The following is a 13537-nucleotide window of genomic DNA, read 5'->3' on the forward strand; positions in this document are numbered from 1 at the left end:
TAGCGTCTGAGGTGACCTGTTTCATTGACGTTAGGGGCCGCTGAGTGACTAAAGGGCTACGGTTTGTAGTCCCAGGCTTCACACGACACCGAGACGGATTCCCAGTTCGGCCAACCGTCCTCGCTTCTGAGTGCGAATCATGGTGCCTACTGTTTCCCGGACGCCGACGTGCATCCTCGTAGCCTGAGGCGCCAGCCGCTCAGCCTTCAGGAACGCGTCCAGCGCCAAATCCCGCTGCCCGTTGTAGAAGTGGGCCCGCCCCACGTCGATGTAATGGTGGCTGCGACGCTCGCGACTGTACGAGTCAGGCAACTTGACGTCCTTCGCGCGGTCCACCGCAACCCGCCCCCGGCCCAACTCCACGGGCAGACTGACGCCCCAGATTGCCACGTTGGTGGGCCCGAACTGCAGGTGCCAGTCGTCACGGTCCTCACCCAGGAGATCCGCGGCGAGGACCGCACGCTGCCAGTGCTGCTCGGCAGCGTCCTTCTCCGATGCGCGCGCGTGGTTCAGCGCCGCCTTCAGCTCGAACGCGCCTCGCAGGGAAACCGCTTCGGGCGACGGCGCCCGACGGCGGGTCAGGCCGGTCAAGGCCTCGTCGATGATGGCGCCTGCCTCGTCATGCTCGCCAATGCTCAGGAACTCCCCTGCGTGGTACCAGCGCGCCGCCAGCACCCGCAGCGGGTCGCCCGTGGCCTCCGCAGACCACAGCACCCGCTCGGTCGCCAAAGTGGCGTCCGAGACATGACCAAGCTTGTACAGGTACTGCATGGCGCACTCATAGGCCGTAGCCAGCAGCGAGTAGACGTCCCGGCGCTCGGGCCCATCCGTTACCTCGGTCGCCACCTGCAGATCCCGCAGCAGCGCAGGTAGCGTCTCACCGGCCTGAGCCAGCCGTGCGGCATGCCGATCGGAGTTCGCCACGGTGGTGCGCACCCGCAGCTCGTCCACGTCGACGCTCGCCACCTCCTCGTCGCTTGGGCGAGTCGGCCGGTCATGTCGGAGCAGTGCCCGTCGCACTGGCGCCACAGCGGCCACGGCTGCTTGTCCATCAAGGTCTGCCTGGGGCGGGATCACAGGTCCTCCGGTGACCTCTGTTGGGTGGCAGTCGAGCGCCCGGCAGAGCGGCAGGATGGTTGCGGGCCTGTCCAGGGCGCGCCGCCCCTGCTCAAATGCCTTGATGGCCGCCAGGCTGTATCCGGTCTCCGTAGCGAGGCGTTGCTGTGTCCAGCGGCGCCGCATACGGACCCGCGCCAGGCGCTGGCCGTTGCTGTCGCCCTCGTGGGTGTCGGTGAAGTACGCCATAATGGGCCTCCGTTCTGACCTCAGCACTCAGAACGGTACGCCTGGCTGGGCCTGGGGCGCGGCCAACGGCCCCCGCGTACATCGCGGAGGCCGCTTTCGTGAGTGCGTGTTTCGGTGGCTGGCCGTACGATCTCGGCACGGCGCGACCCCTACGTCCCCGACGCCGCCGAGGTGATACGCCGGTCCATGACCTCTCTCGCGTCGGATGCCCCTTCTTCGCGGTGAGCAGTCCGAGTACGAGCGGCTGCTCGCAGCGGTGGCCGCTGCGGGTGTGACGGCCCCCACCCGTCAGGCGTCGACGATTTCCTGAATACGCTTCAGGCGCTCGTCGGCCGTCAGCGCGGACAGGTCCCCGCCGGCGAGCCCGTCGAGGACGGCGCGAACGTTTGCCTTCTCCGGGTACAGGACGGCATCCAGCACGCGGGCCCGGGTGCTGTTGTCCCGCACGTAGATCCAGATCTCCTGCCATTGCCGGGGTTCGGTGTTGCACCGAGGGTCGAGCGTGGCGCGGGGGAAGAAGCCCAGGCCCTCTGATTCGAGGCTGTCGCCGATCTCGCCCAGGATGAATTTGCCGAGCTTCTTGTAGCCCAGCTCCTCCCGCAACGCACCCAGCGTGATCCTGGTGAGCCCTCCGCCCTCTTCGGCCGCAGCGAACGCACCCGTCAACTCCGCCATATTCAACGCCCCCTCATGTTCTGTTGTGTGGTGCTGCGCACCATATTGAGGGGTTGAGGATAAAAGCTAGAGGTGTGCACGACGAAACGCCCCACCCCTGCACACGTCAGGAGTGGGGCGTTGTCACGTGGGGCAGTTCGTGGTTCCTACAGGCAAAGCGGTCTTGAGCACTTCTCGGAGCACTCGCCAGGCTCCGCGATGGGCCTGACCCCCAAGCCGGTCAATTGGTTGATCGAAATCCTAATTCTGGCCGGGTGAGTCAGTCACGATGCGACAGGTCTACCGCTTGGGAATCAGATCAGAGCCGAGTTTGGTTACCGGCGTCATGCGGTCGTAGATCGTGGGGTCCAGAATGCCTGCGACGAAAGCAGCTGCGACCATAAATGGCGCCGCCGCGGCCGGGCTACTGAGCCCCTGTGTCCAAAAGAAGGGGCGTACAAGAACGGCGAGAATAGCTGCAATGAGCACGGCCAGAGCAAGCACTCTACGGAGAAGTTTCATCAACCGCTTGCTGAGTACCTCGCGTGCCGACACTTCGCTAGCAAGTAGATCCCAATCCCCGTCCGCACAGTTGACTACGGCAATCGAAAAAGCATCCCTCATCTCCTTCAGGTTGATAGCGCCCCCTACTGCCGCAGCACGCTTCCATCGACGAACGGCAGCAGCGATACCCTCTGCGACACGCTGCATCTCAACATTGACGACATGGTCTGAAACGCGAGCGGTCTTACCCCAGTACCCTTCGGCGAAGCGAGCCGTGGTTTCGAGAAGTCTGATGACGTTTTCTCGATCCGGTAGCCATAAGTAAGAATGTGCGGTGACGCCATCTCGCCCCGGTGGGCCTGCGGGTTCTCGATCGAGACGACACACCAGCGTTTCGAGCTGCGCGGCTATCTCCAGTACCGAATTCAACAGTGTCGCAGATGCGTACTCCATTGACTTCGCTGTCTGTCCAGCCATTACAATGGCGCGCCCGACCTGATAAATGAGGATTAGGGTGGCGATCCGGAGAAGGGCAGTTGAAGACCTTTCAAGCATCGCCGACCCTGCCATGTCAGCGATGGGTCGCGCGCCCGGCTGCCAAGCTTGAACGGCGGGAATGGCTGTTACCTTCAGCACCTGCTCGATCCACCATTCACGCGTGGCAGCAAGGGCTAAGGTAAAGCAAAAAATGCTGGCTGCGACGTGAATCTTACCCGAATACCCTTCGCGGCGGCTAAGTAATCTGCGCGCCACGAAGAATAGGATGAACAGTGTAACCGCCGTTACGAACATGGCATTCGACTGATCCGCCTGCGGGATCTCCTTTAAGGGGAGCGAAAGGGACCACCAGAAAACTAACCAGTAGAAAAGTAAGGCTACAGCCACATTTGAGATCCAACGAAACCAGCGGTGTTCGGACTGGAACTCTCGAAATGTGGACACCCGATTCTCGCGCATATGCGCATTTCGGGCTGCGCCCGAGACTACCGGCTCGATACGCGACCTTGTTTCGGCGCTTATAGAACTCAGCGACCTGAGCCTCTCCACGCGCTCGATGGCGTACTCCTCCAGCCGCCGCTCTTCTTCCTGGGGAAGCCCCATGAGTTGACCTATTGTCGCTCGCGCCTGGGCGGGCAAGGATCGCACCCGCTGAAGAACGCCCTGTCGAGGGTCGCCTGACGCCCCGCCTGTGTCGACCAAGTCAGAACCTCGCTAACACGATCGCCTTGTTCTGGTGAGAGTGTGCTGTGCCGAGAGCGAGCGCCGCAGCCCTTCTTGAGAAGTCTTCGCTGGAACTCGCAGGAGGACTGGCCTCCAAGCACGATTCACCCCGCTCCAGTCGGCGCTTCTGGCGGCGCTGTCTCCTTCGGTGTTCGGTCCCGGTAGATCCGTTGACGTCCGTCGAGTTCAGAGAGTTTGACTGACCGGCGCTGGTGCGCATTGGGCGGATAGCCGCGGACGTGCTGGCCGCGTAGCGAGAAGAGAGCTGTGCCTCGGGTGGGAGGCGTGTGGGTGGCGCGATCAGCAGAAGCCGCACCGACGGCACGGCCCCCGTCCGACCGGCCAGGGGGTCGTGCTGTCGCTCGCTCGGCACTTCTGAATACTCATGCGTCGGTCTGCGGCACCCAAGTACGATCCCCTCGCCGCTCGTACGTCAGTGCGTATCAGCGCACTGCCTGCGGGCGCCAAACGGGAGGGATCACTTGACCATGTCCTTAGGCGCGAGACCCCGTGCCGTCCTCGCTTTTCTGGGAACCCTCGGTCTGGCCCTGGCCGCCGCGACGTCCCCCGCGAGCGCGGCCGACGCGAGGCCGACCACACCGACTCAGCTGTTCAACGGATACCAACACTGCTCGACCGATGCGAACCGGCCCTCGTACCACTCGACCGGCGACGGCCTCGTCGTCGAGGGCATCCCCGGGATCACCGACACCACTGACACCACCGGCAACCCCCGGGTCGGCGTGCGGTATCAGGCCTGGCCGGTCACCGATCCGACGCGGATCACGACGGTCACCCGCGACCGCGTCCACCCTGGCTTCGAGGCCCCCGCCACCCTGCCCGCCAGTGCCCTCGCCGATGGGCAGACGTACGCATGGCAGGCGCAGACAGTGGCCGGGGGCGCGGCCTCGGACTGGTCGGCCCCCTGCTATGTCACGACCGACAAGACGTCCCCGGCCAATGCGCCCACCATCACCTCGCCGAACTACTCTCCGGACGCGTGGAACAAGGGGGGCGAGCCGGTCGAGTTCACACTGAGCGCGGGCGGTGCCGACGATGTCGAGGGGTTCGAGTTCTCCTGGCAGCAGCAAGTGCCGGTGATCGGCACGAACATCGGTGACCACGGCATTCCGCAGCCCGTCGACCCGTACTCCCGCACGGAATACTTCAAGCGCGCCGACAAGCTCGGCGGTTCGGCCACGCTCAGGCTCGTCCCGCCGGGCGGCGACGGCCTGAAGACGCTGTGGGTGCGCAGCCTGGACCGGGCCCACAACTGGTCGCCGATCGCCCGCTACGACTTCCGCATCAGCTCCACGACGCCCACCGTCACCCCGGCCGTCCCGGAGCCCGAATTCGGTGAGCCGACCAAGTTCACGTTCCGTCCCGACCCCGAACTCCAGGCGAAAAGCCCGGTCGTCAGCTACTCCGTGCGGACCAGCGGACTTCAGAACGACAGGACCTTCGAGGTGGCTGCCGCGGCGGACGGCACGGCGACCGTGGATCTCACGCTGGACGGTATCTACGGCGGGCACCTCCAGGTGAAGAGCAAGAGTGCGAACGGCTGGGTCAGCGATGAGGCTTGGTGGAGGACCAGCTACGACACCACTGCCACCGTCGCCTCGGAGGCCTACCCCGAGAACGGTTCGGGCGGCGGTGCCGGCGTCCCGGGCACGTTCACCTTCACGTCGAAGGTGAAGGATGTCGTGAGCTACACGTACACCTTCAACAACGGTGACCCGGAGGTCACGGTCCCCGCGGACGCCCACCACACCGCGAGCATCGACTGGACCCCGGCCTCGGACGGCTGGCACAACCTCACGGTCTACGCGACAACCCGCTCCGGCATCCAGCTGGCACCCTACGACTACTTCTTCACCGTGAAGTGAAGCCCCGAACCAATCACGAATCGGCATGGCCAGGGCCCATCGGAGCCGCCGGTGGGCCCGGACAGCCGCGATACACCGTCATCAGCCGTTCAGCGTGAGTCTGGCCGTCGCACCCATCGACCGCGCCACGCCCTTGGTGGTCCGCGGCCTCATCGCCCGCTGTCACGTCAGGGGTTGGGCAGGCCGGCGAGATGGCGGGTGAGGGTGGCGAGGGGCTGGTAGGTGGCGCCGAGGAGGGCGACATGCTTCCAGTGGAGGACGCCGTCGGCTCCGAGGAGGAACACCGCCCGGCGTACACCGATGCCGGGGGCGGCGATGCCGAAGGCGCGGGCCACCCGCCGGTCGGTGTCGGCGAGCAGCGGCATCCGCAGCTCGTGCCGGCGGGCGAACCGCTCGTGGCTGTCCACGTCCTGCGGGCTGATGCCCCAGACCTCCGCGTCCTGGTCCTGGAACTGCTCCAGGCCAGTGGAGTAGGAACACAGCTGCTTGGTGCACACGCTGGTGTCGTCCCCCGGGTAGAAGGCCAGCACCAGCGGGCGGCCGCGCTGGAGGGAGAGGGTGTAGTCGCGGCGCTCGAAGCGGTCGCCGGTCAGTACGCCACCGGGCAGGGTGAAGTCGGTGACGTGTGTGCCGATGTGGGGGGCAGAAGGAGCCATCGGGTTTGTCCCATCCGGAAGAGGCGGTGTGCCTGAACGGTGTGGTCGTTCTCTGCTTCGCTGTGGTGTTCTGGGCATGGAGCGCGGTGGCGGTCCGGCCGCCGACGCAGCCGATCCGCCCCTCTCCGGTTCTTCGTCGCCGGTCGCAGCGCGGATTGGTCCTTCCTGCGCCCGTCAGATCAGAAGAGTACGAGGTCCACGGAGGGGCCAAGTCGCCAGGTAGCGCAGCTGGTTGCCCTTGGTGGCGGGGTGTTCACGAGGTGGAGCGGGCCAGCGGGTTGAGCAGGGGGCGGCTTCTCCAGAGGGCGAGGGCGCAGCCGAGGGTGTAGAGGAGGGCGGCTTCACCGGCGCCGAGGACGGAGCCGGGTTCGTGGAGGGGCCATGCCCAGGGCTGGGCGGAGCCGCCCGGTCTGCGGCCGGCGGCGGCACAGGCGAGGGGGAGGGCCGCGACGCAGATCGCGGCGATGCCGGGCCCCAGCACCGTGCGCACGATGAGTGCCGTTCCGAGGAAGCCGACGCAGTTGCGGGCGAGGGACAGGGCTTCGGGCCGGTCCCACAGGAGGTGGACACCGCCCGCCGGCAGCAGGGCCAGCAGGGCGAAGGCACCGCAGAGGGCCAGGTCGCGCCGGCCCTTGTGGCGCAGTGCGACCTGTTCGGTGAGGGGGTCCCCGCGGTCGAGCCCGTGCAGGAGCAGGACGACCGGCAGCACCCCGAGGATCTGGGTGACCAGGAGCTGCCCCGAGGGGCCCGCCACCGCGGGTACCGGAATGGCTTCCTGACGCACCACGAGGGCCACGAGGTACGTCGCGAGCAGGGCCACTGCGACGCCGAGGGCGCCGGTGGCCTTGAGCCACCAGATCATCGTGACGTCTCCTGGGTGCGGCGCGGGGGGAGTGGCGCGGGGCGCGTCGTGCAGTCCCGCAGGGCCTTGTCGTTGCGCTGGAACCAGGCCAGTTGGGTGCGGTGGGAGGACTGACGGACACGCGCGGCCATCGCGGTTTCCTTCTCCCCGTGGTGCCGGGCGACGTCGTGCGCGGTGGCTCCCGCGGTCAGCGCGAGCCACGCGGCGGTGGGCCCGTAGGCGTCGGCGCCGGGAAAGGAGCCTGTCGACCGGGCACACGCGGGCGGGCCGGACGACAGCAGCGCGGTGCCGACACCCGCGCGTACGTCGGAGGGTGTGGGGTCGGGCCAGGAGCCGATGAACAGGGCCCGGTGGCCGGGGTGTTCCTCCATCGTGAGCTTTCCGGGAACGGTGAGACCGGCCTGCTGGAGCCGGTGTCGGGCGTCGGAGGCCTGCTCGCGGACCATGGCCGCGCGACCGGACAGCTCCGGCCACAGACACACCCGGGGAGCGTCCCCGGCGCACCGCAGCTCATCGGCGGGACGGGCGGACGCGGGGTCGGCGGGCAGCCCGTGGGCGAGCCCCGCGCTGCCGACGAGGCCGGCCGCCAGCGTGCCGCTGATCAGGAGAGTGCGCCTCCGCCGGGGCGCCGTGGCCAGAGTCAGCGCGACCGCGCCCATGGCGCCGAGGGCCAGTACGAGGGCGCTCGCCGGGGCGCGCCACCCGGGGGTCTGGTCGAGGGCACAGCATGAGGACATCCCGCCGGTGACCATGTGGCGCAGCCAGACCGGTTCCAGGGCGGCCGGGTAGGCGGTCAGCACGAAGCTGAGGACCAGGGCCGAGGGAGTCGCCACGACCAGGGGCAGCCGCCTGCCGAGGAGGAAGCCGGCCATGGCATGGGCCGCGAGGATCACCAGCCAGACGGCCACCATGCCGGCCACCATGCCGACCGGCGGCCCGCCGGCCTCAGGCCGGCCCGCGGAGACGGTCAGCGCGGCGGCCACCGCCATGCCGACCGCCCCCAGTAAGAAGACGGGTGCCAGAAGCGGCAGGGCGACACCGAGGCCGGAGCGGGTCGGGGCCCAGTGCTCGGCCCCTCCGCGGGTGAGGCGCGCACCTTCCCAGGCGCCGGCGGCAGCGCACGCCGGGGCGACGAAGGGCAGCGCGAAGGCGGCGGCGCCCAGGGCACCTGGCCAATAGCCGCGCGTTACCCCGGAGGTGAGGTCGTCCGAGAGGAGCAGCGCGACGAAGGCGGCCAGCGGGGGAGCCAGCCAGGTGGCGGAGGAGGAGCGCAGGACGGAACGCCAGAGCACGGTTCACACCTCCTGAGCGATCAGCTGGGTGTAGGCACCCTCGGCGCGCCGGCCCTCGGGGACACCCGGGGCGGCGAGAGCCAGGAAACCGTCGGTGTCGCCTTCGAAGCGGACCTCGCCCTGGTCGAGGATGACGACGTGGTCATACATCGTGTCGAGATCCTCGGTCTGATGGGTCGACACCACGACCTGGATGTCCGCCAGCAGGTGCGTCACGAGGTCGCGGAAGATCTGCCGCTGCGAGGGATCGAGCCCCGCCGTCGGTTCGTCGAGCAGGACGACCTCGCTGTCGTGGACGAGCGTGCCGGCGATTCCCATGCGCCGCAGCTGGCCACCGGAGAGCTGGTGGCTCTTCCGGTCCGCCAGGCTGCCCAACTTCACCCGCTCCAGGGCATCCTGTGACCGGCTCCAGGCATCGGAGCGGGACAGTCCTTTCAACCAGCCTATGTAGGCGACGTTCTCCCGCACGGTCAGCCCCGGCATCGGCTTCACGTTCTGCGGAAGCCAGCCCACCGCCCTGCGGTACGCGGCACGCGACCTGGGCTCAGCGGGGTCCACCCCACGCCAGCTCACGGTGCCCTCGGTCGGGGAGATCCAGGAGGCGGCGAGGCCCAGGAGGGTCGACTTCCCCGCACCGTTCGGCCCGAGCAGGACCGTGGCCCGGTGGCCGAGGGAGAGATCGAGCCGGTGGAGAGCGGGCGTCTTCCGGCCGTACCGGAAGGAACATCGATGGAATTGTAGGGACATGCCGCCCCAGCCTATCCGGGTACGGCGATACGGCTGGTCAGTCGGCCCCGGCCCCCGGCCCCCGGCCCCGGCTCCCGGCGCAGGTGCTGCGCGCCGGGAGCGGGCGCTCCAGGAGGAGGGGGTGGCCGCGTGGCCGTCCCCGTCCTGAGCGGGCTAGCTCCCTGAGCGGCCGAAGAATTCCAGCTCGGCGATGGCCACCTGCTTCTCCCCGGTGGCGCCGTAGGCGGTGCGCAGGACCAGCCGTACGGTGACCGCGTTGCGGACCGTGACGTCGATCTTCTGAGGGCCGCCGTCGTTCAGCCGGGGGTGCGAGACGTGCCGCTTGCCGGCGGAGTCGGTGACGATCAGGTCGAACTCGCGCGGGCGGGCCGGGTCGGCGGCCTGCGGGGTGCGGGCGGACGCTCCGGGGGTGATCAGGACGTTGAGCAGGTTGGTGGGCTGGCCGAACGAGGCCTGGAGGTACTGGCCGTTGGAGTCGCCCGAATAGCCCGTCCCCCACCAGGTGTTGGAGTAGGTGTCGAAGGCGAGCTTGGCGGCGTGGCCGGGGCCGTTGTGCGAGGCCTTCCAGTTGGCGGCGGGGACGGGGATGCGCTTGGCGAAGTGGTCCTGGATGGCCCGTGCGGCCGGAGGACCCCCGATGATGCCGCCGACCACGACGGCGACGACCACCGCCGCCACCACCGCGCGGGCGATCCACCGGGCGCGGGTGCGGTTGAGCCGCGGCCGCTGCCCCGCGTACGGGCCCTCGGCGGTCTCGGCCGCGGTGTCGACGAGGGGGATGGCGCAGCTCCGGCAGAAGTGCCGGCCCGTCGCGTTGAGGGCGGCGCAGCTGCGGCACGGTGTGCCGTCCTCGGGCTGGTCAGCGTGCGGGGTACGGACCCGGGGCCGGGCCGCCTCGGGCCGGCCCGGGAGCACCCCGGGCGTCTCGGGCGGCGGCGCGGCGGAGGCGCCCGGTACCGGGACCAGGAGGGCGCGGATGCCGGTCTCGGAGACACCGCGTTCGCCGGCCGGGCGGGGGGTGGCCGCACCCGGACCGTCCTGGCGGCCCTCCGTGTCGGGCCGGCCGTTCCCGTCCCCCTGTTGCGGGGCGGTGGACGGGAGCGGGGCGGTCGATTCCGCGTCGGGGTCCTGCTGGGCGGCGGCCGGGTGGCCGCCGGCGGGGGCCCCGGTGGCGGGCTTCGCGGGCGTGGCGGCGGACCCGGCGGCGTGGTGTGCGGCGTCCGGGCCGGGCGCGGAGGCCGGGGGAGCCGGGGCCGGCGGGTGCTCGCCGGCCGTCGCGGAAGACTGCTGTGCCGGGTGGTCCCAGCGCAGGAAGGCTCCGCAGGAGTCGCAGAAGGACTGGCCCGCCTTGGAGACGGGGGAGCCGCAGTCGGGGCAGAGGGTGGGGTCGGTGGGCATGGTCAGGTTCCTTCAGGAGTGGACAGACGGGTCACCTCGGTCGCGAACGGGAGGTGCGCGGGGCGGGCCGCCGCGACGACGGCGTGCAGACGGTGCCGGTCGACGGTGGCGGGGTCGTGGACCCGCAGGGTCACCCGCAGACCGGGGTGCGGCGAGCCCGGGAAAGGGCCGAGCGGGCGCGCGGACCAGGTCGCACCACCGCTCTCGACGATCTCCGGCGGTACCCCGAACGCCAGGTGGACGGCGTCCGCCAGCCCGCGCCGGGTGCCGCGCACCCGGTGCAGCGAGACGGCCGTGGCCACCGCACGGCGGCGGGTGGCCGGGTGTTCCGTCCCGTCGAGTTCGGTGCCTACCCAGGTGGTCAGCCAGTCGACGAAGTCCTCGGGCGCGAGGGCCGGCGTGAAGTAGCTCTCCAGACAGTCCAGGACGTTGAAGAGGGGGGCGAGCACCACGTCGAGGCCCTCGACGAAGCGCTGGGCGAAGTCGTCGTCGGCGTAGACCGCGGGGAGCTGTTCGCCCAGCGGGTGCGGGGAGGCCATCCCCGTGGGTGTGCCCCTCATCGGGCCTCGATCACACGGACGCGGTGGTCGAACGGGAACAGCAGCGCGGAGCGGGCGAGTTCGATGCGGTCGGTGGCGTCACCGCGGCGCCCGGTGAGCGGGTCGGCGGGGTGCAGGAGGACCTCGTCGACGAGCTCCACACCGGGGACCCGCTGGAGGGCCGCGAATATCTCACCGGAGCGCAGCGGGCGGCCGAAGGGCCAGCCGTCGCCATGGGCCCCGCCGGTCAGCGGGTCGAGGTAGGCGTAGAGCGCGTCCAGGGCCTCGGCCTTGACGCGGTCGGCGCGCGCCGCGCGGAAGGAGTGCAGCGTCGCGACGACCGTCACGCCCTGGTAGAAGGGCGGGCCGACGGCGAGGCGGGTACCCACCGGGCGGCGCTCGTCGAGGAACTGGGTGACCCGGCCCAGGAGTTCCTCACCCGGCACCAGCTGCTCGAAGCGCAGCCGGCCGCCGCGGTCGGGGACGGCCTGCGGGACGACCAGCACCCGGACCGCGTTCTCACCGGTCCGGCCGGTCTCACCGGCCTCGGCGCCCGGCGCGCTCTGCGCGGTGCTCGTCGCGCGCTCGGCGGGATCGACCGCGAGACAGGCGATCCGGGCGGCCTCGGGGGCCGCGCGCCGCGCCAGCTCCTCGTAGTCGCGGGCGGTCACGGCCCGTTCCTGCGCCCGCAGCGCGATCGGCGCGCGGACCTTCGCCTCCTGCACCGTCTCGCCGTCGACCCCGCCGCGCGCCGCCTCCCGGTTCTCCACCCGCGCCACGTACGGGATCGAGCTGCGCAGCGCCTGGATCGCGCCGCGCGCCACATTGCCGTCCCGCCCGCCGCCGGTGCGGTAGTGCGGGACCCGGAGCACCGCGCCCTTGGCCGGTACGGCCCCGAACTGCCGTATCGAACCGTCCGGTTGGCGCACCGACGGGCCGAAGGCGATCTCACCGGTCGACTCGTCCAGCGTGAGGTGGCGGTCGTCCGGCCCGGAGGCGGCGAAGTCGGGGACGACCTGCCACTCCTGCCAGCCGTCCCCGTCGGAGACCTCCAGCCGCAGCGGCGGGCGGTCGGCGACGACCGGCGCGTGCGCCAGCCGCATCCGCTGGCCGGGCACCCCCGCGGACTCGCCGAGCATCTCGTCCCGCACCACGTCGGCGTGCGCGACCCTGGTCGTGCCCCCGATGGTGAACGCGGAGGCGGACCGCACGGTCGGTGAGGCGCTGTAGAACGGCTGGCCCTGCTTGGCCTCGACGACCCGGCAGCGCAGCCACGCTGCGTCCGTCCTGCCGACACGGGTGCCGGTGTGCCCGGCCGGGATGTGCAGCACGACCTCGCCGGGCCGGTTGAGGCCGCCGGTGGAGTCCTCCTCGACCTCGCACTCCGTCCAGCCGTCGGCGGTCCAGGCCTCCCAGCGCAGCGGCGGCTGACGCGGGTCGACGCCGACGCCGTCCACCCGGCTGTCCAGCTGCAGGACGGCCGCGCACCGCGGCACCGCCGCCGACAGCCCGAACAGCAGGGTGTCGCCCGGCTGCGGGGCGGCCGTGAACACGGCCACGTCGGTGCCGCCGAAGATGTCCTGGCCGCAGTCCTCGGGGGTGCTTCCCGCCTCCTGCCGCAGGACGGCGGTCAGTTCGCAGGGCACGACGGTCAGATCGTCCTCGGTGGCGAAGACCACCGCCTCCTCGGTCTCGGTCCGGCCGGTGGCCACCTCGGTCCCGGCGGGCAGCACGACCGGCTCGGCCTGCGGCGCGGAGAGCCAGAAGGTGACGTCGGCGCGGGCGGCGGAGGGCGGGAAGAGGGTGACGCCCAGCAGGTCGAGGAAGGCCAGATGGTTCTTCTCCGGCACCCGGTTGAGCCGGTAGACGATCTGGTCGGCCATGTGCGCGACGGCCTCGATGAGGGTCACCCCGGGGTCCGAGACGTTGTGGTCGGTCCACTCGGGGCAGCGCTGCTGGATGTAGCGCTTGGCGTCGTCGACGAACTGCTGGAAGCGCCGGTCGTCGAGATGGGGTGCGGGCAGGGCCATCAGGCTTCGCTTTCGGTGGACGGGATCACATAGAAGGGGAAGACGAGGCTGCGCGGGTTGTTGGTGCCGCGCACGCTGTAGCGCACGTCGATGAACAGCACGGACGGATCGTCGGCCGCCGGGCTGACCTCGACCTCCTGGACCTCGATACGCGGCTCCCAGCGGTCGAGGGAGTACCGCACCTCGTAGCGGATGCGGCCGGCCGTCGCCTCGTTGACCGGCGCGAACACCATGTCGTGCACGGCACAGCCGAACTCCGGCCGCATCGGCCGCTCGCCGGGCGCGGTGGCGAGGACGAGCCGGATGGACTCCTCGATCTCCCGCTCCCGGCGGGCCAGTGCGATACCGCCGCCCGCGTCGGTACGCAGCGGGAAGCTCCAGCCCGCACCGACGAACTGTTCACTCATCTCCGGTGCCCCCCTTGAGACACATGTCCCTCAACT

12 protein-coding genes are annotated in these 13537 nt (G+C 70.1%); 1 reads left to right on the forward strand and 11 read right to left on the reverse strand.

What is annotated here, in order from left to right; genetic code table 11:
• Positions 1–78: 78 nt before the first annotated feature.
• The 3 genes from ACWC9R_RS20070 to ACWC9R_RS20080 form a co-directional block, all read right to left on the reverse strand.
• On the reverse strand, positions 79–1305 hold the full coding sequence (locus tag ACWC9R_RS20070; RefSeq protein WP_450733257.1) for a helix-turn-helix domain-containing protein: 1227 nt from the start codon (positions 1303–1305) through the stop codon (positions 79–81).
• Between the two features lie 288 nt (positions 1306–1593).
• A complete protein-coding gene (locus tag ACWC9R_RS20075) occupies positions 1594–1980 on the reverse strand; it encodes a hypothetical protein (protein ID WP_450733259.1) in 387 nt (128 codons plus the stop codon).
• A 279-nt stretch (positions 1981–2259) separates the two neighbouring features.
• Entirely contained in the window at positions 2260–3564 is a 1305-nt protein-coding gene (locus ACWC9R_RS20080) for a hypothetical protein (RefSeq protein ID WP_450733261.1), read from the reverse strand.
• A 608-nt stretch (positions 3565–4172) separates the two neighbouring features.
• Here ACWC9R_RS20080 and ACWC9R_RS20085 point away from each other — a divergent pair.
• A complete protein-coding gene (locus ACWC9R_RS20085; protein WP_450733263.1) occupies positions 4173–5570 on the forward strand; it encodes a hypothetical protein in 1398 nt (465 codons plus the stop codon).
• 167 nt (positions 5571–5737) lie between these two features.
• Here the strand turns inward: ACWC9R_RS20085 and ACWC9R_RS20090 are convergent, their stop codons facing one another.
• The 8 genes from ACWC9R_RS20090 to ACWC9R_RS20125 all read right to left on the reverse strand — a co-directional run bounded on the left by ACWC9R_RS20090 (position 5738) and on the right by ACWC9R_RS20125 (position 13501).
• On the reverse strand, positions 5738–6226 hold the full coding sequence (locus ACWC9R_RS20090) for a peroxiredoxin (protein WP_450733265.1): 489 nt from the start codon (positions 6224–6226) through the stop codon (positions 5738–5740).
• A gap of 253 nt (positions 6227–6479) precedes the next feature.
• Positions 6480–7088 (reverse strand): hypothetical protein, encoded by a 609-nt coding sequence (locus ACWC9R_RS20095; RefSeq protein WP_450733267.1) that lies wholly within the window; start codon positions 7086–7088, stop codon positions 6480–6482.
• Positions 7085–8380 carry a DUF7224 domain-containing protein gene (locus ACWC9R_RS20100; protein WP_450733269.1) on the reverse strand — a complete coding sequence of 432 codons (1296 nt, stop codon included), beginning with the start codon at positions 8378–8380 and terminating at the stop codon, positions 7085–7087. The genes ACWC9R_RS20095 and ACWC9R_RS20100 overlap by 4 nt, the downstream gene beginning before the upstream one ends.
• 3 nt (positions 8381–8383) lie before the next feature.
• On the reverse strand, positions 8384–9127 hold the full coding sequence (locus tag ACWC9R_RS20105) for an ABC transporter ATP-binding protein (RefSeq protein ID WP_450733271.1): 744 nt from the start codon (positions 9125–9127) through the stop codon (positions 8384–8386).
• A 153-nt stretch (positions 9128–9280) separates the two neighbouring features.
• Positions 9281–10525 carry an NADase-type glycan-binding domain-containing protein gene (locus tag ACWC9R_RS20110; RefSeq protein WP_450733272.1) on the reverse strand — a complete coding sequence of 415 codons (1245 nt, stop codon included), beginning with the start codon at positions 10523–10525 and terminating at the stop codon, positions 9281–9283.
• 2 nt (positions 10526–10527) lie between these two features.
• On the reverse strand, positions 10528–11085 hold the full coding sequence (locus ACWC9R_RS20115) for a phage tail protein (RefSeq protein WP_450733274.1): 558 nt from the start codon (positions 11083–11085) through the stop codon (positions 10528–10530).
• Complete coding sequence (locus ACWC9R_RS20120; RefSeq protein WP_450733276.1) at positions 11082–13094, reverse strand: putative baseplate assembly protein; 2013 nt, start codon at positions 13092–13094, stop codon at positions 11082–11084. Before ACWC9R_RS20120 ends, ACWC9R_RS20115 begins: the two co-directional genes overlap by 4 nt.
• Positions 13094–13501, reverse strand: a complete 408-nt coding sequence (locus ACWC9R_RS20125) for a GPW/gp25 family protein (protein WP_450733277.1) — start codon at positions 13499–13501, stop codon at positions 13094–13096. The genes ACWC9R_RS20120 and ACWC9R_RS20125 overlap by 1 nt, the downstream gene beginning before the upstream one ends.
• Positions 13502–13537 lie beyond the last annotated feature (36 nt).

The organism is Streptomyces sp. NPDC001219, from assembly GCF_053597915.1.